The organism is Pedobacter hiemivivus (genome assembly GCF_005144565.1).
GTDB classification, from domain to species: domain Bacteria; phylum Bacteroidota; class Bacteroidia; order Sphingobacteriales; family Sphingobacteriaceae; genus Pedobacter; species Pedobacter hiemivivus.
This window is the reverse complement of the sequence record NZ_SWDX01000008.1, coordinates 133,505-155,988: the sequence shown is the minus strand read 5'-3', so window position 1 is coordinate 155,988 and position 22,484 is coordinate 133,505. Positions and strand designations below refer to the sequence as shown.

Genomic DNA, 22,484 nt, shown 5'->3' with positions numbered 1-22,484 from the left:
GTTAGCGTAAAGTTGAGTAGTTATAAAACTGTAGCCTTCCAGTTCCTGTAATTTCTATTGTTTTCGATTCTTCAGTCCCCGATGCGCTTTTTAAACTCAGGGTGATGGTATTGTTTCCTTTCTGCAAAGGTATGCGTGTATAACTAATATTAGCAGGTAAAGATTGCCAATTTCGCGTATCCGCTTTTTCTGAAAGCAAACTATACAACTGCATCCCAAAGCCCAGTCCTTCTAACAAAGAGTTGTCCTTACCATCTTTACCTGATCCTTTTGAACTTTGCCTAAGCACATATTCCGCACCCTTTTTAACTGCCAACCTAGTCAAGACCTTCCCCATCTCTTTCATAAAACGCTGACTCAAGGTTTTAAAAGCGAGCTCATTTATGTCTTCAGCCTTTTCAAATGAAACGGTTTGTGCACCATTGCTTAAAGTGGCCGAATTATAATATGGCGCTCGGGCAACATATTTTGGATAGGTGGCTCTTAAGCTCTCTACACCATTCAGGTTAAAATTACCATCGCTATAGCCATAATTAAAGGGTATAATGATCGACCCTCCAAGGTTGGTAAAAAACAAATCGCCAGAGCTGCCCTTAACTAAAGAAAAGAAGAATTCTTCCTGTTGTTTTACTGGTGCAAGGCCATTCTCCCAAAAGAAAACGACCTCTCCACCTTCAAGTGCAGCCTTAGATTCGTATTTCATACCAAATAGACCTTCAAAGCGTCCCAGTTCGGAAGTAAAGCCATTCAAATAGGCCGTTCTCAATACATCCCGCTTAAGTTCATCCGGCATTTTTGTACCATAGTAGGTCTGATTTTCACTTTTCAAGTACACCTCTACGGCATTTCTATAAGCAATAAAAGCATTGTTTACATCCCTATCGCTTTCATAAATCAATCCCTGAAGCATTAGAGAGAAGGCATCTTTTGAATAGCGGCTATCTTTATCGTTAAACTTATCGCCTTGCTGCTGTGATTGCAGGCTGATCCGTCTGGCCTCCACTATGGCGTCTTCCGTTTTATTCAAGTACACATAGTTTAAGGCTTTATAATAATGAATCATAAACTTCTCAAAATCCTCGCCCTTATAGCTTTGTGTCATTGGGTTTACCAATGTTCCCACTACTGCATCCATAGCCCCGCCAATTCCATTCTCCAGGAGCTGATCGGCTTCATTAAAATATTGGTTGCTACTTTCATAATCGCCAGCAAGGTGACTAGCTTTCCCCTTCTCCATTAAAAAAAGGAGCTTGTTCCGTGGCTTTTGTAACAGCTTGTTCTTATCCAACTCTTTCACTGCTTCGGCATAATTACCTGCAGAGATTTGCTTATAATAAGACGCAATCATGTCGTTGTAGCTGGAACAGCCGAAAAGAAAAAGCATCACCCCTAAAAAAAATGATGCTTTAAAGATATTCCTGCGGATATGTGTCATATTGTATTTAGTCGGTGTAATGCCGACTAATTTTTAACGTATTTAGCTATTTTCTTATCTCCAATCCAAACGACTTCGTTGGTCTGAATATCAGTAAGCTCTAAATTCACCTGGTAATACACTACTTTTTTACGTTTATGCGAATCTACGATAGAATTGATCGATCCCTGAAGGATATAATCCGCTCCATTTTCTAATCCGAATTTCTTCATCGTAGAGATCGTTGCATTGTCTTGCTGGTCTGCTTTCTCCCCACGTAACTCTTCTCTTTTTTTACCGCCTTGTACTAAACGTACACGCTCACTTTTAATAAAAGACTGCTCTACATCTTTAACAAAGGTTTCGGCATCAATATGTTCGTGACTTTTGTTTTGCATAACACCAACAATAACCACAGGTCTTTTGCCTTGTTTCTCTTCCAGGTGAGTGGATAGCCACTTACCCCCCAAAATTGTCTGTGTCATCTCTTCGGCAACAAGTCTGGAATCGGTATTGTTCCAATTGCCACTTACATCAATCGCCTGATCGGTGCTTACGCGTGTTACTTGTCGTGAACAAGAAGTGATTATCATTCCCGAAACGGCAATAGCCGCAATAGTCATTATCTTTTTTACCTGCATTTTTTTGAATATAAAGTTTTTAAATATGCTGTTTACCATCCGTACCACGGTCTGCTGTTGCCAAAACCAAAACCGACATGAGCGCCATAACCAAATCGGCCGCCAAAGCCATAATTGCCATAGCTGATTGAAGGATAAAAGTATGGACTACCGTAATAATACCCGCCGTTAAGGTTTAACTGAAAATTACGTTCTCTTCTTAGCTTCCTTTTCTCTTCACGTGCCTCGTACCAATCGTAAGCTTTATAGGTCTTTTGAGCTGTTGATCCCTGATCACGATTCAAAGAATCTGCCAGCTCAATATATTTAGCTCTGCTTTCCTGATGCCTGGGATTCTGATCCTTTATTGGATCGACTTTTTGCGCATAACCGCCCGTTGCGTAGGCCACTCCTACGATACAACTCCATACAAAAATCAAATTGCTTTTCATCCGTATATATTTTTAATAAGCCCCGGCATAGATCCTCCCAGATTAACCGGTTCTTTGTTTAATGCTCTATAAATTTACAGAATTTTTAACGTCCTGTAATCATTTAACTTATTTTAACCTTAAGACCTTAATTTGGGCTAATTGTTACTTTCCTTTAACTTTTTTATGAAGTCAATAAATTTTTGACTGGCATAATTTGCTGCACCCGCCTCATTGTAAGAAATGCGCCCTTGCTTATCAAAAACTACAGTCGTAGGCAATGAGCCTTTAAAAATCTGCTCTGGAATGTTACTGGCGACATGATATACTGGCATTTTATACTCCTTTCCATCCATATACTTTTGCGATTTTGCAAAATCACTGTCCGCATCTACCATGATAAAGACAACGTCTTTATCATCCTTAAACTGCTCATACAACTTATTTACAGAAGGCATTTCGGCCAGGCATGGTGGACACCAGGTAGCCCAGAAGTTCAGAAAAATAACTTTCCCTTTTAGACTTCCCAAATCAACGATACGACCTGATTGATCTTTAAAACTAATACCTCCTAGGTCAGCTACAGCTTCTGGAGCCGCATTTTCCTTAGAGCTCTCCACAGATGGACTAAAAAGCCCAACTGACATCAAACCACGAATCATTAAAGCTTTTGCTGCAGGCACAAAAATAAGTACCAGAAAAAAGCCAAGGAACAGTCCGTTTACAATATTCTTTTTATTAAAAATCTTCTTCATCATCTATCCGTAGAGCGCTTTCCCGTAAAGCTACGAGATTCGTTGTTCAACAAGCCTAGATAGGGAAGCTTTTGACATTTGATTGTTAATCCTATATCTAGGGGCGCTAGAAATCAAACTTCAACCGAAGCCCTGTACCAATAAGGTTCAGGTTATCTTTTGTAAACTCTTTCATCGGCAGCTTCATAAAGGGTTCAACAGCAAATGATTTACTGCCAGACAATTTCTGTTTAAAGCCGAAGGAAATATTGTAAAACCCTAAATATTTATCGTTTGGCAACTCGGCAGATGGTACCGGCTCAGAAACCGATTTTGTTGTAAAAACAGTTTTTAGGGCCAAGGTATTTGATGCATCCTGAACCGCATATTCAAGAGACCCTTTCAGGTAGTTATTGTTTTGCTTCTGGCTTAAAACAGCGAAAGCCGATACACCAACATTGGTATAAAACTTTTTGCTGAGGTTATACTTAATTCCAAGAGGAATATCGATCCCTATCACGTTGGCATCAACAGACTGCAAGCTTTGGGTATTGCTAACCATAGCGCTAGTAGTTGGCGAATCATAAGTATTTCCTCCACCGGTCATGCTTTTTGAAGCCCCCATTTCATTATAAGATACGCCAGAGCTAATGGAAACTTTATCGGATAATGCGTAGCCTAAGCTTAGCCCATAGCCCATATTTAACTTTTTACTGTTACCAATAGAAGGGGCAACAACTAGTCCCATTTCCCATTTATCTGCCTTTTTAGCACTTGGCTTTGCCGATGCGAGCGCATTGCTACTCGCTTTTACCTCAGCATCAAGAAAGTCCTGAAAACTGCGCGTTTTACCCTCTGTAACCGGCGTATTTTCTTTTACCAGAACTTTAGCGATGCTACCAGAATCCACCGCTGCCGAGATCACATCATTTTTCTTAACAAGGTTTGTTGGCTTGGCATTTACTACATTATTTTGTGCTTGCACAACAAAAGGCTGTTCGTTTGAAACAGCAGCTTGCTGAACTGGCTTATCAGGTTGAACAGCGACAATTAAAGGGCTATTTGCCACCAGATTATTCTTTCTTTGTGCAACTACGCCAACATTCTCTGCAACCTTAGTATTTAAATTTTCTGTTATAGTGCGCTGTGGGATCGCTTCTAATGCTTCCTTCGGTAATACAGCTGTACTTTGTTTAGCTGTTTCAACTTTTGCCTGATCTTGTACAGGTTGGGTCACTAATATTTTATTATTGGAATAAAATACAACGAAGCCAATTAAAAGTACGGCCGCGGCAGCACTTAAGCTTGTCAGCCATGCCCAGCCAGCTCTTTTGCCTTCTTTTTTCTCAAAACGCTCCCATGCACCGGGAACATAAACCTCCTCGTGCTCCGTCAAACTTTCCTTTATGTGAGCAAACAGCTCGTCATCTGCCCGTTTCATATTTTTCGGATATTTTGTGTTGTCGGTTCATATGAATCCATCAGGGAGTTTCTATACAGTTCTCTCAACTTGTTCTTTGCTCTTGTTAAATAAACCCTGCATGAGCTTTCGGGGATGTTTAGCATTTTTGAAATCTCTTCATGCGAAAAGCCTTCAATTTCGTACATATTAAAAATCAATTTATGTGTTTCCGGCAGCTTATTCAATAGCTTCATAATATCCTGCACATTTAACTGCGATACTGCATTTAGTTCAGTAAGCGGTTGCTGCTCTTCAGTAATATCATCTACGTATAAAAAAGTCCTTTTACTCCGTAAAAAATCGATAGCCGTTCGGGATGAAATTCTAGCTATCCAGCCTTTAAAGGCTTTTTTCACCTGGTCATTATATTTTGGGGCACTAAACTGACCTATATTCTTAAAAACCTTTATAAAACTATCATTAACCAACTCTTCCGCGTCATTTCGATCCTCAACATAACGTAAAGTTACGCCCATTAAATAGCCGTAGAATGATTTATACACCATCTCTTTACTCTTATTGTCATTCCTTAAACACCCTGTTATAGCGTCCTCAAACTTGAGCATCCTTTCTTAAGCAGTTAGGGGTTAGTTTATACGTTTTCCATTAATATACGCCTTTTTTTCAGGACAAGATCAACTTGTCATCTTCAACATTGTTTCATTCTTTTATTAGAGGCTGTTCTTTTGAACAACCCCTAATATAAGCAGCTATTATTTGTGTGTGTAAATTGCAGCTCCTAATTTCAAACTGTCTATCGTTGCAGTTGAAGTCCCTTTTGCATAAATGGTATAGATTTTACCTTTCTCTATTTTAACATTTGGCAGCGTTGTTTGAGCAGCTGTACCTGTTATGTTAAAGGTTACGCTTTCACCTGGATCTATTGAAGTAAAGGTTGTATACTCATAAAACGCTTTGTTTGTAAACAAATCAGCATCTTTCCCATTAATTCTAAGACTTAATGCAGGTGCATCTTTACTTAAATTGATGAAACGAACTTTTGCTTTATCAGCAGCAGGCGCGCTTAAATCATCCTGAGTTAAAAGGTATTTTTTAGTGTTCGTATTCACGGTATCCAATACAAAAATAGAGTATCCCTGGCCCGAAACCAAGTTAAAACGCTCAGAAGCCAAAGCTTTATTTGATCCTCTTTTAGCTATGCTTAGCGCTCTGTTTCCTGGAAATAAGTTTTTATAATCAATTTTACTATTGAATTTGAATGCCGTATCATTCACTCTTGTTTGATCGACATAAAAATCTAAAGGGTCTGGTGCAGCAAAGGCATTAATCATAGAAAGACCTGCCACTTGAACAGTCTCATATCTGTCTTTTGAGCAAGCTACAAAAACTACAGATACAGTAAGTAAGGCAATAAAGGCTTTAAATATCGTTTTGAAACTATTTACTTTTTTCATAATCATTTACTTTTTAAAGGGTTTCGAAGTCCTCTTATCTGAAGTCTTCATTTTTATTTTTTGTAAAACAACAGGTTAATGGCCATTAACTGTTTTTCCTACTAAAACGAGGCTGACTTGAAAAACGCTACAACGGGGAGTGCTTTTTTATGAGTTCACAAAATTTATGATCGGATGATGGAAATCGCTTAACGCATTAACGAGGCCTTTCTGGGGCTTTAACCCCAGAAAGGCCTAACCAACACCCCGACAACGCTCCAGTAATTAAGAGATCTGATTAAGCCCCCAAAACTGACCGGAATATTTGCGGAGGTCGACCAACTTTAATTTTATTACATTAATTTTGGCCAGGAATAAATAAGTGTAGATTTAAATTACAAAAATCCATTAAAAACATGCAGGAAGCAAATTCATTAAACCAGGTAGCAGAGTTTCATAAAACATTTAAGCATCCAATAAAAGAAACTCCAGGCATTCCATCTAGAGAAAGGGCTAACTTAAGGGTTTCCTTACTGGCCGAAGAACTTAACGAATTGAAACACGCCATTGAAACCAACGACTTTGTAGAAGTGGCTGATGCCTTATGCGACCTACAATATGTACTGGCAGGTGCCATCTTAGAATTTGGACTAGGTGATAAATTCAAAAGTCTTTTTGATGAGGTGCACCGCTCTAACATGAGCAAAGCCTGCAAATCAGAAGAAGAAGCCAATCAAACGATACAACATTACAGAATAACTCAGCAGTGCGATGCTTATCATAAAGAAGAGGATTCTTTATTTTTGGTTTACAGGTCTAACGACAATAAAACCTTAAAATCTATCAATTATTCTCCTGCAGATCTGCAAAGTATACTTTAAGTATTTAGCAGAGGGCAGCCTCTGCTAAACTTTTATTTCAACACACGCTCCCCTTCCTACGGCAAATCCATATGTCATTTCGCTAACCCCACATACCCCCTACATAAACAGCCTTTAAACCGCATTAGGCAGAGATGTCGTAAAAATGCCGTAAACAAGTCGTAAAGAAAAAAGCACAACTTGCCTTAGTTTTGGCTCCGAACTAAAATAACTAAATGATGAAAAATATCGAGTTGGCGAAAAAAATTAAAGAATTACGAACCAAAAAGGGTTTTAGTCAGGACGAACTGTCAATAGCTACTCAGCTGAATTTAAGAACCATCCAAAGAATTGAAAGTGGTGAAACAGAACCAAGGGGTGATACATTAAAACGCTTAGCAGCAGCGCTGCAAGTTACGCCTGATGAATTGATTGACTGGACAGAAGAGGAAGACACGACCGTGCTAATGTTTTTAAACATATCCGCATTAAGTTTTATTGTCTTTCCATTATTAGGTGTAATTATTCCTTTTGTTTTATGGGTGTCTAAAAAGGATAAAATAAAGAAACTCAATGTAACCGGAAAAAAGCTGCTGAACTTTCAAATTACATGGTGTATCATCTTTTTCACTATGAATGTCTTATACTTCATGGCATTTATGTTTAAAAAAAAAATTAGCTCCTCTTTCATTCCGGGTCTTGGGGGGACTGAATCATTCATTCTCTTGATCCCGATATTGTATGGATTAAACATCATTATCATCGTTTTTAATGCAATCAGAAGCTACAAGAACAAGACAGTAATCTACCAGCCTGCTATTCCATTTCTAAGATAACCAACCCATAAAAAGTAAACAAAAAAAGCGTGCTACCTTTTTTGCAGCACGCTTTTTTTTGTGAAGAAAAAATTACCTTCTCTGAAAAGGCCTCAGGCGCTTTTGCCCTTCGCAAAAGATGCCAGCCTTAGAAGAGAACGGTTATTTTTTAAATTAATTCGACACTTCTGCTTACAAAAGCAGTCAATTCCGCTCCGGTCAACATTCCTTGTGCAAGTAAAGCTAAATCTATTGCCTGTTTAGCCAATAAACCTTGTTCTGCGTCATTGTCAGTTGCAATGATCTTTCCAATTAACTTGTGGTTACCATTGATGGCTACTTTATAGCTGTCTGGCATATTGCCATAAAAGCCCATTCCGCCACCCATTGCTGCCATATCTTTCATACGACGCATAAACTCATCCATAGTCACAGTTACCGGCAACTCTTCAGGGTTTAAGCCCACAATCTCTACACTATATCCTGGTTTAGTTATCGCTTTTTCAAAGATTTCTTTAACCTTGTTAGACTGATCTTCTGACAATACCGACTCTACGTTCTCATCTTTATCAATCAGCTTGCTTGCTACACTTGAATCTACGCGTTTTAAAGACGTTTTCTCTAGCTTCTGCTCTAACTGACTGATGAAGTGATTATCTATCGGAGAATTCATCAATAATACGTCGTAATCCTTTTTATTGGCCGATTGGATAAAGCTATCCTGTTTTGCCGGATCGTTAGCGTAAATGTAAACTACCTGTCCGTTTTTGTCGGTCTGCAGGTCTTTTACCTTATTGTGGTATTCTTCTAATGTATAATGTTCTTCTTTAGTATTGGTTAACAAAGCGAAGTCTTTTGCTTTTTCGTAGAATTTCTCTTCGCTCACCATGCCGTATTTTACAAACAGGCCAATGTCACTCCACTTATCTTCGTAACCTTTACGATCTTTATTGTACAGTTCCTGCAACTTATCCGCTACTTTTTTAGTGATATAGCTGTTGATCTTTTTAACGTTACTATCGGCTTGTAAGAAACTTCTCGAAACATTCAATGGAATATCCGGCGAGTCAATCACACCGTGTAACAACATCAAGAACTCAGGAACGATGTCTTTAACCTCATCAGTAATGAATACCTGACGCGAGAACAACTTGATTTTGTTGCGTTGCATATCAAAATCATTCTTCACTTTAGGGAAGTACAATACACCCGTTAAGTTGAAAGGATAATCTACATTCAGATGGATCCAGAATAATGGATCTTCTGAGAAAGGATACAATTGCTTATAAAATGCAAGGTAATCCTCGTCTGACAAATCTGCAGGTGCTTTTGTCCAGATTGGATTAGTTGTATTGATGATGTTATCAACCTCAACACTCTTAGTTTTAGGCTTTCCTTCTTCATCTTCCCCATCTGGTTCTTGCTCTGTTTTAGTACCAAACTTAATTGGAACAGGTAAGAACTTACCATATTTATCAAGAATTTCTTCCAGCTTATTTTTGCTTAAAAATTCTTCTGATTCTGCATTTACATGTAATATGATCTCTGTACCTCTAGTAGTTTTATTACCAGCGGTAATTTCATACTCGGTACTACCATCACATACCCAACGTGCAGGCTCTGCGCCATCCTGATAAGAAAGTGTTTGGATCTCTACCAAATCAGCAACCATAAATGCAGAATAGAACCCTAATCCGAATTTACCGATGATTTCGTTAGCATCTTTGGCATCTTTAAACTTCTCAACAAACTCGCTGGCACCCGAGAATGCAACTTGATTGATGTATTTTTTTATCTCTTCGGCAGTCATACCTAAACCATTATCTGTAATGGTAATGGTCTTTTTCTCTTCATCTACTGCAACCTCTACTAATGGGTTACCTAGTTCTCCACTGTATTGTCCAAGAGCCGCTAAACGTTTAATTTTTTGTACCGCATCAACGGCATTTGATACAAGCTCTCTTAAAAAGATCTCGTTATCTGAATACAGGAATTTCTTGATAATTGGGAAAATGTTCTCCGTGTGAATGGATATGCTTCCTTTTTCTTCTATGCTCATATGTAAACTCATTTTTAAGTACATAACACACCTATCAATGGTTATTCCAAACTAACTATGTTGTCAAATTGACAGTAAACTCGCTTTATAAAAAACCATCAATATGAACTATTTATAAAAACATATATATATTAGTACAAATCAAAATTAACGACTAATGAATTCTTCTAAATTAAAAGCTATGCAAATTATACTTGGTGCATTTTGCTTCGCTATAATCAGTTTTGCAATGGTAACCCTCTTATTAAATAAAGAAACCATGCACTTTAACCTGTCGATAGCTTCGGATCGTTCGGGTCTGTATCCACTATTTCCATTAATTGGACTGGGACTTATTGTCTTTGGAAGGTCCATGTTTAATAAACTGCTGGGCAATTTACCCGAAGGGGCTAATGCCGATGAAAAAATTGCAGGCTATCAAGCAGCTTTTATTGTCCGTTCTGCTTTTCTAGAAGGGGCCTCGCTCATGAACATCGTAGGCTTCCTAATTTCGGCAAATGCCATATTTCTAGTAGTCCCGGCAATTGCTATTGTCTTATTAATCCTTACCCGGCCAAGCAGACAAGGTGTAATAGATACTTTAAACTTGAGTTATCCAGACACAGAAAAATTATAATACCATGAACACCGGTCTATATGAAAAGCTATTTGAGGAAGGCTGTATCCGACAGGAAACCTTAAATAATATCCGCGAGAAAAAACGGAATCAGCTATTCTCTTTACATTGGGAATTGAAATCTTTACTCTATCTAGGCGTAATGTTATTGAGTACCGGTCTAGGTATTTTGATCTATAAAAATATAGATACCATCGGTCATCAGATTATTCTGGCCTTCATTGCTGCGATATGCATCGGTTGTTTCTACTATTGTTACCGTCGAAAAAAGCCCTTTAACAAAGAAAAGGTAAATTCTCCTGATTCCCTTTTCGACTACCTATTGCTATTAGCGTGTCTCAGTTTCCTTATTTTTGTTGGCTATCTGCAGTTTCAATACAGCGTATTTGGGACCAATTATGGTCTCGCCACTTTTATACCAATGTTGGTGCTATTTTATGTAGCATACGACTTTGACCACCTGGGGATCCTGTCTATGGCCATCACCAATTTAGGCGTTTGGCTGGGCATCTCTGTAAATCCTATGACGCTGGTATCTGACATTGCGGAAAGTAATGGTAGACCATTTATTTTAACCGGGCTATTTCTTGGCCTATTTTTGGTCCTTGTTGCTTTTCTTTCGGAACGTTTCCATATCAAAAAGCATTTTCATTTTACTTATCTTCATTTTGGTACACACGTGACCTTCATTGCCCTTTTATTCGGGTATTTCTATGATTTCGAGCAGGAAATTTCTATCCTATGGATCATTTTACTCCTTGCCTTTACCTGGTACATTTATAACAATGCTATCCGACATAAATCTTTCTATTTTTTGCTTTTATGCACGATTTATTCGTACATCGCCATCTCCGCATTGGTCATTCACTTCCTGGTAAAAGGGAACGATCTCGGTGCAATTTACCTTGGCTTCTTTTATTTCATTGTTTCAGCCATCGGATTTATAAAAGTGTTAATTCACCTAAATAAAAAAGTAAAATCGTTATGATCATCTACAATAAAGAGTGGCTTAATAGCCTTAGCATTCAGGATGAAGCCACGATTGCATTTGCACAGGGAAATATTGATACCGAGGAACATAATAATATAAAGGAAAAGTATCCAGTTGGCTTTTACAGTCCCAATATCTTTATGAGAGCAGGGATATTTTTGCTAACACTGATTATCCTTAGTTTTAGCATCGGGCTTTTAAGTTTAGTGCTATCCGATTTTAAGATCATCGATTCTTTCTATTATCTTCTTTTCCTTGGTGTGGTAACTTATGTTGCTTTAGAGTTTATGGTAATTGAAAAACGTCATTACCAGTCGGGCGCAGATGATGCATTGATGTGGGTGTCAGGCGGACTACTACTCTTCTCCTTCATCTTTATGATGGATAATATTTTTCTTTCAAAAAATTCCGGACAAGCGGAACTTTTTATCTCTGGTTTTATCTTTTTGCTTTCTGCCTATTTTATGGCCCGATTTGCAGATACTCTAATCGCCATCACCTGCATACTTTCATTGGCCGCATTCGTTTTTTATGGATGGCTGGAGATCGGATTTTATGCCCTTCAAACATTGCCATTTCTAATGATGATACTCTCCGGGGCAATATATTATGTAGCCAACCTGCTGCAACAACGTCAACAATACCCTTTCTACAAGAACTGCATCAGTGCCGTTAAAATGATTAGTCTGCTACTCTTGTATTTATCCGGAAACTACTTTGTTGTTCGCGAACTTGGGAGCAATCTGAGCGATGATGCATTAAAAGAAGGCCAATCTATTCCTTTTGCCTGGTTCTTTTGGTCATGGACTTTTATCATCCCATTGTTATATATTGGCTTCGGACTGAAGAAAAAAGATACGGTTTTACTCCGCGGAGGATTTATATTGGTAGCCATTGCTGCTTTTACCTTTAGAAATTATTATCATATTCTGCCAACTGAACTGGTACTTGTACTGGCAGGTATCGCTTTAATTGGGATTGCCTGGTTTACAATGAAGTATCTAAAAAGCCCTAGAAACGGCTTTACAGCTGCAGAAATAGCGGATGGGCATATCTTAGATAAGATTCAAGTCGAATCGCTTATTGTTGGGGAAACCCTTTCCAGTCAGCCGGTTGGTGCAGACGCTCACCGTATGGGCGGTGGAAATTTTGGCGGCGGAGGCTCCAGCGGTAGTTTCTAACGCCTATCGCTTTTCGTTAATCTTACGTACCTTTGCCCCTTTATGGAATACAACGTTCATACTTTGCCAAATGGCATCCGCTTACTTCATGTACCTTCTGCATCGGCAATATCTCATGCTTGCATCATCATAAACAGTGGTTCTAGGGATGAGGCGGAAGAAAAATCTGGCCTTGCCCATTTTATTGAGCACCTGGTATTTAAGCGCACAGAAAAGCGTAACACGAATCAGATCCTGAACAGGCTGGAAAGTGTGGGTGCCGACTTAAATGCGTATACGACCAAAGAATATACCTGTATTCATGCTTCCTTTCTTAATCCTTACCTAGATAGGACTCTGGAGCTATTTAATGATATTGTTTTTCATTCTACCTTCCCGGATGATGAGATGGAAAAAGAAAAGAGTGTCATCCTTGACGAGATTTCATCTTACCTCGATCAGCCCGAGGAAGCAATATGTGATGATTTTGAAGATCAGCTTTGGGCGGGACATCCACTGGGAAGAAATATACTGGGGACTACCGAAAGCGTAACTAAGCTGGATAAAAAAGATATTCTACAGTTCATTAAAGACAACTATCACACAGACAAAATAGTCGTTGCTGTACTGGGAAACTACTCCTTAAACAAAGTTGTGAAGGTTGGATCAAAGCACTATTCAGATATCCCAGCCAACCTACATGTTTTATCTAGAATTGCTCCCGTAAAGAATCTTACAACGTCTCAATCCTTTCAAAAACCTATTCAACAGGCACATGCCATGATGGGTACACAAGCCTATTCCTTACACCATCCTTATAAAACAGGTCTTTTATTGCTAAACAACCTGATTGGTGGAACAGGAATGAGCTCTATTTTGAACTTACAAATCCGCGAAAAATACGGCATTGCCTATACCATTGAAACTGGATACAGCCCGCTTAGTGACACCGGTATTTTCACCTTGTATTTTGGTACAGATAAAGAGAAGGTAAGCAGGGCATGGTCGCTAATTCTTAAGGAATTTAAAAAGATCAAGGATCATCCTCTGACCGAACTTCAGCTCCAAAAGGCGAAAAATAAGTTTATTGGTCAAATAGCGCTGGGCGAAGAAAACAGGATCGGCCTGATTGTAGCAATGGCAAAAAGCTTGATTGATTATGACAAAATCGATGATCTTGAGACTGTATTTAAGAAGATTCAGGCGGTTAGCACCACTGATATGGCCAATATTGCCAATGAAATATTAGATGAAAGTAATCTTACATCGCTAACCTTTTATCCTTTAGGGTAATATTTGTACTTTTGTACCATGAAATTTCCCATTATAGCTTACGGAGATCCGGTTCTTAAAAAAGTGTGCGCACCAATTGACGAGAATTATCCGGATCTAAAACAATTAATCAGCAACATGTTCGAAACCATGTACCACGCGCATGGCGTTGGGCTGGCCGCTCCACAGGTGGGTTTGCCGATACGCTTATTCATCGTAGATACCGGGGCTGATGAGAATGATAAAAACAAGTTTAAAAAGGTTTTCATCAATGCCGAAATCATCGAAGAAACCGGTGAGCCATGGGCTTTTAATGAAGGTTGCTTAAGTATCCCTGACGTTAGGGAAGATGTAATGCGTAAGCCTAATGTCCGTATCAAATACTTCGATGAGAACTGGGTACAACACGAGGAAGAAGTTACTGGAATGCCTGCACGTGTGATCCAACACGAATACGACCACATTGAAGGAAAGCTATTTACAGACACTCTAAGTTTATTGCGTAAAAGAATGCTGAAAAGCAAATTGGATGCGATTTCTAAAGGAAATATAAAGGCTGACTATAAGATGCGTTTTCCAAATCAGAGCAAAAAGCGTTAATTGCTTTCGCTTCTAACCTTATCTCCTTTAAAGATAGATTGCATCAACTTACCCCATGCAAATGGGTTTAATAACGGATTGGTTTGAACCATGTTCTTGTTTAAAGCACGATCATGGTTTAACCGGTTGTTGATACTTTGAATTTCACCACCGTCTCTTGGAAGGGTCATCATTAATCCCCCAAGGCTCTCCGAAGAAAGATTTCGAGCCGCAATGGCATAATCATCATCAGCGATCTTCATGGACATAAAATCCCTTGTAAAGTCTTCTACAGTTGCCCATGGGTAAACTCTTACGGTTGGTAGATTTACAATTTCCGCCTTCATTTTAACCATGGCAGTGTACTTACTGTCATTAATTTGCGAAGGAATAGCCAATAGTAAGTCTTTATAACCAACTGCACTGTATAATATCGTGTCTCCTGGATGTGCTATAAAAGAGAAATAGCCTTTATAATTTGCGGCATAGCGTTGTTCCTTATTGGTTAAATTGGTAACCGTTACATAAGGAACAACAGTATTGCTATCCACATCGGTAATAATTCCGGCGAATTGAATCAATTGTTTCTCCTTAGTAATTTGCTGTGCAAATACAGAAGAAACAAAAAGAGACAACATGATGGTTAACAAATACTTCATATTACAAAAATAGCTGTTATAAATAAAACGGCTAGTTAAATTGTGTTAAATCATTTAAACCGACTCTGTCAGGTTTATTGCTTCAACTGCGGTAATTTGAGGAACAGCTTTCATAATTGCTTGCTCAATCCCTGCTTTCATGGTCATCACACTCATTTTGCACGATCCGCAGTTACCCAATAATTTCAATCTAACTACATTTTTCGCCGTAATCTCCTCGATAGCAACATCTCCACCATCAGCAATTAAATATGGGCGGATAGTTTCTAATGCTTCCTCTACTTTTTCTGTTAAATTCATTTTGGTATATTAAAATATAAAAATAGTAATTTTTTTCCTCATTTAGCATCATTATTCAGCAACCAGAGGAGAGGCTGCTACGGTTTGCGCATTATTAATAGCAATTTGTTGTGCAACCCGACCCGCAATTTCAGCAAAAGACACTGCTATTTTGTTGTCTTTGTCTAAAGCCACTGGCCTACCACTATCACCGCCAGCAGTAATGCTTTGTACAATCGGAATCTCTCCCAGAAATGGTACCGCAAACGATTTTGCCAATTCCTTACCACCGTCTTTTCCAAAAATATAATATTTATTGTCTGGCAGCTCTTCTGGCGTAAAATAAGCCATGTTTTCTATCACTCCCAATACAGGAATGTTAATGCTCGGCATTTTAAACATCGCCAATCCTTTACGTGTATCAGCCAAAGCCACCTGCTGAGGGGTCGTCACAATCACCGCTCCTGCAATAGGAAAGCTTTGCGTAATGGTAATGTGAATATCGCCTGTTCCCGGGGGTAGATCCACAATCAGGTAATCCAGCTCGCCCCAGTCGGCATCGTTAAATAGTTGCTTTACTGCATTAGATGCCATTGGTCCACGCCATGGTACTGGCTGATCTGGATCTGCAAAGAAGCCTAAAGAAAGGAGTTTTATACCATACTTCTCTATCGGCATGATTAAAGTTTTGCCATCTTCAGTTTCTCTTGCAGATGGTTTTGCACCTACAAGGTCAAACATAATCGGCACAGATGGTCCATAAATATCGGCATCTATAAGACCCACCTTCGCACCATCAGCCGCAAGGGTAATCGCCAGGTTACTGGCCACTGTAGATTTACCAACTCCACCTTTACCCGAAGAAACCAAAATAATATTTCGGATTGCTTTTAGCTGTGTGGTATCCATCGGCTTGGTTACTCTAGAAGTAATATTAATCTCTACCTCTGCTTCCTGACTCACGAAGTGCTTAACGGCATTTAAACATGCATTTTTAAGCATATCCTTCATGGGACAAGCAGGGGTGGTCAACTCTAAGGTGAAACTTACCTGTTTATCTACTATTTTTAGGTCTTTGATCATGTTCAGCGTAACCAAATCTTTCTTAAGATCTGGATCCTCAACATTTCTCAAAGCGGCTAGAACTTGTTCTGGGCTAATCATCATTATTCAAAATTAACAAAAGACGGCCACAATTAATTTTAAATGCCCCTTTTTATTGTAATTTTAACACGAAATAAACATTTGAGTTTAACGTTTAGCAATAAAATCTATTTCATAGCATGCATCTTCCAAAAATTAACATCCCTAAAAAGTACATAAAGACCGGAGCGTGGGTATTGGGGATTTTTCTTCTTTTGCTCATCATTGGGGGTGTTATTGCCTATACCAAAAGAGAGGCCCTTTTAACAAAAATGATGGCAAAGGCCATTACAAAGGCCGAAAATGATTATGGACTTGATGTTAAAATTGCTGAATATGGATTTAATGGACTGAGTACGGTTCATATGAAAAACATCTCGGTAGTCCCCAAAGACCGAGACACCCTGACCACCATAAACGACATGACCATTGGCGTTAAGCTTTTTCCATTGATTTTTGGTGACGTTAAACTATCCGAAATTAATTTAAACGTAGGCAAGCTAAATGTAGTTTTCAGAGACTCTTTAAGCAATCTGGACTTCATCCTGAAAAGAAAGAAGAAAGACAGCACAGAAAATAAAACGAAAACAGGTCTCGCCGATCTTGCTCATAACCTGCTAAATCAGGTTTTATATAAGATCCCTGACAATATGAAAATCACAGATTTTCTATTGAATGTAAACGACAACGATACCGCAAAGCTTAGTTTTTTGACGACGAAAGCCACGATTGACGATGGTGACTTAAACTCAACGATTTTAGTAAATGGCACTGAGTCTACCTGGCACATTAACGGAACGGTAAAACCCGGAAAGAAACAATTGGACATCATGTTGTTTGCAGACAATAAAAAGGTAGAATTGCCTTATCTGGATCGTAAGTTACGTGCTAAATTGAGCTTTGATACGGTAAGAACGGAAATGAAAAATGCCGAATTTAGTGGTGATGATTTCAAAATATCAGGCTCCTGGTCGATAAAAAACTTACTGATCAACCATCCTAAAATCGCAGCAAACGACATCGTCGTTTCAAATGCGAAGATTGATGCTGATATGCTTATTGGAAAGAATTTTGTTGCATTAGACAGCTCTTCAACCGTTTTTCTTCAAAAAGCAACTCTTCACCCCTATTTAAAATACACTTTATCGCCTAACAAAATTTATGAGGTAAAACTTCGTGCACCGGAACAGGATGCACAAGAAATTTTAACGGCTTTTCCGCAAGGGTTGTTTGAGTCTCTTGATGGAATGCAGGTAACTGGAAAGATCCGATATGACCTTGATTTTTACCTTGACAGTTCGCTTCCGGACAGTGTAAAATTCAATTCCTCGCTGACACCTACTAATTTTAAGATCCTTAAATGGGGAAAAACGGATCTTCAAAAGATAAATGGAGACTTTGTTTACACGCCATATGAGCGTGGGAAACCTATGCGTGATATTTTAATCGGCCCCGCTAACCCGAATTACACACCATTATCAGAGGTATCCAGCAACTTTAAAAATGCTATTCTGACCTCTGAAGACCCTTCTTTCTTTACCCATAAGGGCTTTGTACAGGAATCTATCCGTAAATCTATTGCGGTCAATTTTAAGGCAAAGAAATTTGTTAGGGGTGGAAGCACCATTTCCATGCAATTGGTGAAAAACGTCTTCTTGAGCAGACAAAAAACACTGTCCCGAAAAGCAGAAGAAATTCTTATTGTTTGGTTGATTGAAAACAACCGCCTGGTGAGCAAAAATCGGATGCTAGAGGTTTATTTTAACATCATAGAAATGGGCCAGAATATATATGGGATTGGAGAAGCCACCAGGTATTATTTTGGCAAAAAACCTTCTGATCTGAACATTGGAGAAGGAATTTTTCTCGCCAACATCGTACCAAGACCTAAAATAGCCTTATATAAATTTAAAGATGACGGCGGGCTTAAAGACTACCTCTATCCTTACTTTAAGTTTATTGGAAAGATTATGGCCGGAAGAGGCCTAACGGCAACAGATAGCAGCGGATACGGCTTTTACAATGTCCGCCTGCGCGAAGGATTGAGAAAGTACTTGCTTCCTGATTCTACAAAAATAGATACAAATGCATTTGACAATGATGATCCGCTGCCGGCTGTCGAAACTCATGATGCACCAAAAAGCTTATTTGATCGGATATTTGGCAAACAGAAAAAAGACACTACTGCTGTAAAAACAGACACGACCAAAACAAGAAAAGAATTGAGGCAGGAACGTCGCGAACAACGGAAAAAAGAAAAAGAACAGGAGAAGGCAAAACAGCTGTAAGTAATATGAACAATATTGAAATAGAGGATAGAACCTTTGAAATTCTTTTAGAGAACCACACCATCAGCAAACGGACCCGTTTAATCGGTATACAAATCAATGTTGACTACGAAAAAAGATGTCCCGTATTTATTGGTGTATTAAATGGTAGTTTTTTATTTATGGCCGATCTGCTGAAGGAGGTCGAGATTCCTTGTGAAATTGGCTTCATTAGAGTTTCCTCTTATGAAGGTGCCGAAAGCAGCGGAAGCATAAAAGAAGCATTTGGGCTACCAGACAACCTGCACAATCGAGACATCATCATTGTGGAAGATATTGTAGATAGCGGCCTTACACTCAATTACGTCATTAACGAGATCCAGAAGCAAGTCCCTGCATCAGTTAAAGTGTGCAGCCTTTTATTCAAACCTGCAGCCTTAAAAGTGCCAATAAAAGAGCTTGAATACGTAGGTTTTGAAATCGCAAATGAGTTTGTGGTGGGTTATGGTTTAGACTATGTCGGGCTTGGCCGAAACCTAAAAGATATCTACAGAGAGAAAACTGTTCTCTCTCCCTTACCTTAAATGTAATTTTTTTTTCACAATTTTGTGAAAACATACATCTTAATATCAATCTATATCAATGACCATACACAAAGAAGGTTACACCACCATTGCATTATCTGTCCTTTTCATATTTATTTTGAATGCTGTCGTTTCTTATAAATTTGATGACGTAACCTGGTTGAGGTGGCTAATCTACATTTTCTCGTTTTCTCTTTTCGTTATTGTTTTACAGTTTTTTAGAAACCCATCCCGCACATTTACTAGCGGAGAAAACCTGGTGATCTGCCCTGCAGACGGAAAAGTTGTTGTAATAGAAGAAACTGAAGAAGGCGAATATTTTAAAGACAAAAGATTACAGGTATCTATATTTATGTCGCCTGTAAACGTACACATCAACAGAAATCCTATCTCTGGTGTTGTTAAATTTTTCAAATACCACCCAGGCAAGTATTTAGCAGCATGGAATCCTAAATCGTCTACAGAAAACGAGAGGACTACAGTAGTTGTAGAGCATAAAAATGGTACACCTGTATTGTTCAGACAAATTGCAGGAGCGCTTGCGAGAAGAATCGTTTGGTATGTAAAAGAAGGTGATAAAGTTGAGCAGTCTAAAGAGTTTGGGTTTATCAAATTCGGCTCGAGGGTTGACATATTCCTACCTATTGGCACCAAAGTAAATCTGGAGTTAAATCAGGTTGTAAAAGGCGGAATTACTGTGCTAGCCGAGCTTGCATAAGCAACCATAAAAATTATCAATAACACAAAAGGCCCGGAAATGTTCCGGGCCTTTTTGTTTGTATCTAGTTACATTTTATTTAGGGGTATCTCCTATTGATCTTTGCGTAGGATAGGCGAAGTCAGAGCGGTACTGCTTAACGATCTCCATCAGCTTAAAGTTGACCTCTTCCTTAACTTTCAAGTATTTGCTGTGATCCATATTATTTACAAGATAAACCACTTGTATATGTAACGCGAAATCGCCAAAATTATCAAATGTAGCATAACCATCCTTCGTGTCGGGATGTGCCGTTAGAAAGTCTCCAATGGCCTTTATGATCAATTTAATATCGGCTGCATCTGTTTCATAAGTTATCCCAATAAAGAAATTTACTCTACGGTAGTTTCTCAAGGTTACATTTTCAAGCACACCGTCAATCATCGCCCTGTTAGGGATAACAATTGTTGTTTTATCAGGACTAATCAACCAGGTACTTCTAAAGCCGACCTTATCTATCGTTCCTTCGATACCATCTACTTTAACCACATCACCAACCGTGAAAGGTTTATCCAGAAATATAGTGAAGGATCCAATTAGGTTCTCCAGACTTTCTTTTGCAGCTAATGCGATCGCAATACCGCCAATTCCCAAACCGGTAATCAGGGTAAGAACATTGATCTCGAAAACAAAACCAAGCAGGACAAAGAAACCTAAAAAACAAATCAAGGTCTTGGTCAGCTCTTTTAAGAATGGCACCAATTGATCGTCCGTCCTATTATTGGTTATTGCCGCTCTATGCTTCAATACAAACGCGATAAAATCAATAATCCTTAAGATGATCCAGAAAATAGACAGGATGATCAGGAATAGAAATACCTTATCCAGGCAATCACCAATCGTAACTTCTATTTTTGTTTTAGATCTGTGCCACAATACCGTATCGAGCGGATGGGTTAAATGATTGACAGCAAGATAAATCGTACAAAAAGAAATAAATGACTCTATAGGTTTTAGCAGCAGCGCAGCAAAAGTATCTCCATTAACCTCTGCTGCAAACTTTTCAAATATTTTAAAAAGACCATGGCTAATTAACTTGGAAACCAATCTTTTAAACAGTAGTCCAAGTAAAATAATCCCCACAAAAAAACAGTATTGCTTAACTGTATTCCCCCAGAAAATCTGTTCAAAAAATTGATTGTCCATCATAATTATACCAATTGTTTTAATGCAATTTCAAATGCCGTTTTAGATAACTGTGTGCGCTCCGGCGACTCCTCATGGATCGCTTTCATTGCTTTATAAATCACTTGTGATGCGTCAGTAAAGATCGCATCATCGCTCATCTCTACGTTTCTTTGCATCAAATAAGCAAAAACTCTGGCCATACCACAGTTTGAAATAAAATCAGGAATTACAGCGCAGTTGTCATCAACATGCTCCATGATGCTTCCAAAGAAAATCTCTTTATCTGCAAAAGGAACGTTTGCACCACATGCAATTACTTCTAAGCCACCAGCGATCAACTGATCCACCTCATCTTGTTTCACGAGTCTTGATGCTGCCGCAGGAACAAAGATCTCTGCACCCACATTCCAGATTTGCTTACTGGCCTCTTCAAAAGAGATCAGATCAGGAGAAACCAATGTATTTCCAACTCTGTTATTAAACAAAGCTATGATCTCCTCTTTTGTAAAACCGTCCTTATTGATTAATCCACCAACACGGTCAATAATACCGACAATTTTTACACCATTTTGTGCCAGATAATATCCTGCCGCTGCCGCAACATTACCCCAGCCTTGAATTACCGCACTTTTACCTGCTAATTCTCCGCCCCAAATGCTATAAAAATGCGCAATCGATTCTGCTACACCGTAGCCAGTAATCATGTCTGCAACTTTGTATTTCCTTTTGATATCTGGCGTGTAGTTTAAATCTTCCAGCACTTTGGATACACCATAGCGCAATTGACCAATCTGATGAATACGCTCATTTTCTCTGGCCTGGTAATGTCCATTGATTACACCCTCTTGTGGGTGCCATAAGCCATAATTCTCCGTAATTGGAATTACTTCGTGGATCTCATCAATATTTAAGTCTCCACCAGTACCATAATAGCTCTTCAGCAAAGGCATTACGGCTTTATACCAGCGTTCTAATACTTCTTTCTTTCTTGGATCAGCAGGATCAAAGTTTATCCCTGATTTAGCGCCACCTATAGGCGGGCCTGATACGGTAAACTTTACCTCCATTGTTTTGGCTAAGGATTCAACCTCTCTTTTGTCTAATCCCTTACGCATCCTTGTACCACCACCGGCAGCACCACCACGAAGTGAATTAATGACCACCCAGCCCTCAGCTTCAGATTCTTTATCCTTCCATTCAAAAACAATCTCCGGTCGCTTCTCTTCGAATTTTTTTAACAGTTCTTTCATTATTATATTA

23 protein-coding genes are annotated in these 22,484 nt (G+C 38.8%); 10 read left to right on the top strand and 13 right to left on the bottom strand.

All coding sequences use genetic code 11. From position 1 onward, the window contains the following. Window position 1: 1 nt before the first annotated feature. The 7 genes from FBD94_RS19410 to FBD94_RS19380 form a co-directional block, all read right to left on the bottom strand. A complete protein-coding gene (locus tag FBD94_RS19410) occupies window positions 2-1,435 on the bottom strand; it encodes a COG3014 family protein (protein ID WP_136881424.1) in 1,434 nt (477 codons plus the stop codon). A 26-nt stretch (window positions 1,436-1,461) separates the two neighbouring features. After that, entirely contained in the window at window positions 1,462-2,055 is a 594-nt protein-coding gene (locus tag FBD94_RS19405; RefSeq protein WP_131610192.1) for a penicillin-binding protein activator LpoB, read from the bottom strand. Between the two features lie 32 nt (window positions 2,056-2,087). Then, complete coding sequence (locus tag FBD94_RS19400) at window positions 2,088-2,486, bottom strand: hypothetical protein (RefSeq protein WP_131610193.1); 399 nt, start codon at window positions 2,484-2,486, stop codon at window positions 2,088-2,090. A 137-nt stretch (window positions 2,487-2,623) separates the two neighbouring features. Continuing rightward, window positions 2,624-3,223 carry a TlpA family protein disulfide reductase gene (locus tag FBD94_RS19395; RefSeq protein WP_235884570.1) on the bottom strand — a complete coding sequence of 200 codons (600 nt, stop codon included), beginning with the start codon at window positions 3,221-3,223 and terminating at the stop codon, window positions 2,624-2,626. A gap of 103 nt (window positions 3,224-3,326) precedes the next feature. Next, a complete protein-coding gene (locus tag FBD94_RS19390) occupies window positions 3,327-4,640 on the bottom strand; it encodes a hypothetical protein (RefSeq protein ID WP_136881423.1) in 1,314 nt (437 codons plus the stop codon). After that, the gene (locus tag FBD94_RS19385; protein WP_136881422.1) at window positions 4,637-5,227 is read right to left on the bottom strand and encodes an RNA polymerase sigma factor; all 591 of its coding nucleotides are present in this window, start codon (window positions 5,225-5,227) and stop codon (window positions 4,637-4,639) included. Before FBD94_RS19385 ends, FBD94_RS19390 begins: the two co-directional genes overlap by 4 nt. Before the next feature lie 147 nt (window positions 5,228-5,374). Then, window positions 5,375-6,076, bottom strand: a complete 702-nt coding sequence (locus FBD94_RS19380; RefSeq protein ID WP_136881421.1) for a DUF4397 domain-containing protein — start codon at window positions 6,074-6,076, stop codon at window positions 5,375-5,377. 395 nt (window positions 6,077-6,471) lie between these two features. Here FBD94_RS19380 and FBD94_RS19375 point away from each other — a divergent pair, with 395 nt between their 5' ends. Together FBD94_RS19375 and FBD94_RS19370 are read left to right on the top strand one after the other, a co-directional pair. Next, window positions 6,472-6,936 (top strand): pyrophosphohydrolase domain-containing protein, encoded by a 465-nt coding sequence (locus tag FBD94_RS19375; protein WP_136881420.1) that lies wholly within the window; start codon window positions 6,472-6,474, stop codon window positions 6,934-6,936. 215 nt (window positions 6,937-7,151) lie between these two features. Further along, on the top strand, window positions 7,152-7,751 hold the full coding sequence (locus tag FBD94_RS19370) for a helix-turn-helix domain-containing protein (protein ID WP_136881419.1): 600 nt from the start codon (window positions 7,152-7,154) through the stop codon (window positions 7,749-7,751). A gap of 148 nt (window positions 7,752-7,899) precedes the next feature. Here FBD94_RS19370 and htpG read toward each other — a convergent pair whose 3' ends face one another. Then, entirely contained in the window at window positions 7,900-9,789 is a 1,890-nt protein-coding gene (htpG, locus tag FBD94_RS19365; RefSeq protein WP_205945908.1) for a molecular chaperone HtpG, read from the bottom strand. A 157-nt stretch (window positions 9,790-9,946) separates the two neighbouring features. Here htpG and FBD94_RS19360 point away from each other — a divergent pair, with 157 nt between their 5' ends. Genes FBD94_RS19360 through def form a run of 5 tightly spaced genes read left to right on the top strand, consistent with a single transcriptional unit; the run spans window position 9,947 to window position 14,428 of the window. Continuing rightward, on the top strand, window positions 9,947-10,405 hold the full coding sequence (locus FBD94_RS19360) for a hypothetical protein (protein ID WP_136881418.1): 459 nt from the start codon (window positions 9,947-9,949) through the stop codon (window positions 10,403-10,405). Between the two features lie 4 nt (window positions 10,406-10,409). Continuing rightward, complete coding sequence (locus tag FBD94_RS19355) at window positions 10,410-11,393, top strand: DUF2157 domain-containing protein (RefSeq protein WP_131610203.1); 984 nt, start codon at window positions 10,410-10,412, stop codon at window positions 11,391-11,393. Next, entirely contained in the window at window positions 11,390-12,577 is a 1,188-nt protein-coding gene (locus FBD94_RS19350; RefSeq protein WP_136881417.1) for a hypothetical protein, read from the top strand. The genes FBD94_RS19355 and FBD94_RS19350 overlap by 4 nt, the downstream gene beginning before the upstream one ends. Before the next feature lie 42 nt (window positions 12,578-12,619). Next, entirely contained in the window at window positions 12,620-13,849 is a 1,230-nt protein-coding gene (locus tag FBD94_RS19345; RefSeq protein WP_136881416.1) for a M16 family metallopeptidase, read from the top strand. Window positions 13,850-13,867: 18 nt separating this feature from the next. Continuing rightward, complete coding sequence (def, locus tag FBD94_RS19340) at window positions 13,868-14,428, top strand: peptide deformylase (protein ID WP_136881415.1); 561 nt, start codon at window positions 13,868-13,870, stop codon at window positions 14,426-14,428. On the opposite strand, the gene FBD94_RS19335 is transcribed toward def, so the two are convergent. Genes FBD94_RS19335 through FBD94_RS19325 form a run of 3 tightly spaced genes read right to left on the bottom strand, consistent with a single transcriptional unit; the run spans window position 14,425 to window position 16,509 of the window. Further along, the gene (locus FBD94_RS19335) at window positions 14,425-15,066 is read right to left on the bottom strand and encodes a peptidase associated/transthyretin-like domain-containing protein (protein ID WP_131610207.1); all 642 of its coding nucleotides are present in this window, start codon (window positions 15,064-15,066) and stop codon (window positions 14,425-14,427) included. The two genes, def and FBD94_RS19335, sit on opposite strands and share 4 nt — an antisense overlap. 54 nt (window positions 15,067-15,120) lie before the next feature. Next, window positions 15,121-15,366, bottom strand: coding sequence for a NifU family protein (locus FBD94_RS19330; protein WP_131610208.1), 246 nt, complete (start codon window positions 15,364-15,366; stop codon window positions 15,121-15,123). Between the two features lie 51 nt (window positions 15,367-15,417). Continuing rightward, the gene (locus FBD94_RS19325) at window positions 15,418-16,509 is read right to left on the bottom strand and encodes an Mrp/NBP35 family ATP-binding protein (protein ID WP_131610271.1); all 1,092 of its coding nucleotides are present in this window, start codon (window positions 16,507-16,509) and stop codon (window positions 15,418-15,420) included. Between the two features lie 119 nt (window positions 16,510-16,628). Here FBD94_RS19325 and FBD94_RS19320 point away from each other — a divergent pair, with 119 nt between their 5' ends. From FBD94_RS19320 to FBD94_RS19310, 3 genes are read left to right on the top strand one after another with little or no spacing between them, the layout of a single operon-like run. Then, on the top strand, window positions 16,629-18,776 hold the full coding sequence (locus FBD94_RS19320; protein ID WP_136881414.1) for a transglycosylase domain-containing protein: 2,148 nt from the start codon (window positions 16,629-16,631) through the stop codon (window positions 18,774-18,776). Window positions 18,777-18,781: 5 nt separating this feature from the next. Further along, window positions 18,782-19,339, top strand: coding sequence for a hypoxanthine phosphoribosyltransferase (hpt, locus tag FBD94_RS19315; protein ID WP_131610210.1), 558 nt, complete (start codon window positions 18,782-18,784; stop codon window positions 19,337-19,339). A gap of 58 nt (window positions 19,340-19,397) precedes the next feature. Beyond that, window positions 19,398-20,057 carry a phosphatidylserine decarboxylase family protein gene (locus FBD94_RS19310; RefSeq protein WP_131610211.1) on the top strand — a complete coding sequence of 220 codons (660 nt, stop codon included), beginning with the start codon at window positions 19,398-19,400 and terminating at the stop codon, window positions 20,055-20,057. A gap of 75 nt (window positions 20,058-20,132) precedes the next feature. On the opposite strand, the gene FBD94_RS19305 is transcribed toward FBD94_RS19310, so the two are convergent. Further along, complete coding sequence (locus FBD94_RS19305; RefSeq protein ID WP_225874748.1) at window positions 20,133-21,245, bottom strand: mechanosensitive ion channel family protein; 1,113 nt, start codon at window positions 21,243-21,245, stop codon at window positions 20,133-20,135. A 2-nt stretch (window positions 21,246-21,247) separates the two neighbouring features. Beyond that, window positions 21,248-22,474: a Glu/Leu/Phe/Val dehydrogenase dimerization domain-containing protein gene (locus tag FBD94_RS19300; RefSeq protein ID WP_131610213.1), complete on the bottom strand. Its 1,227-nt coding sequence runs from the start codon at window positions 22,472-22,474 to the stop codon at window positions 21,248-21,250. Window positions 22,475-22,484 lie beyond the last annotated feature (10 nt).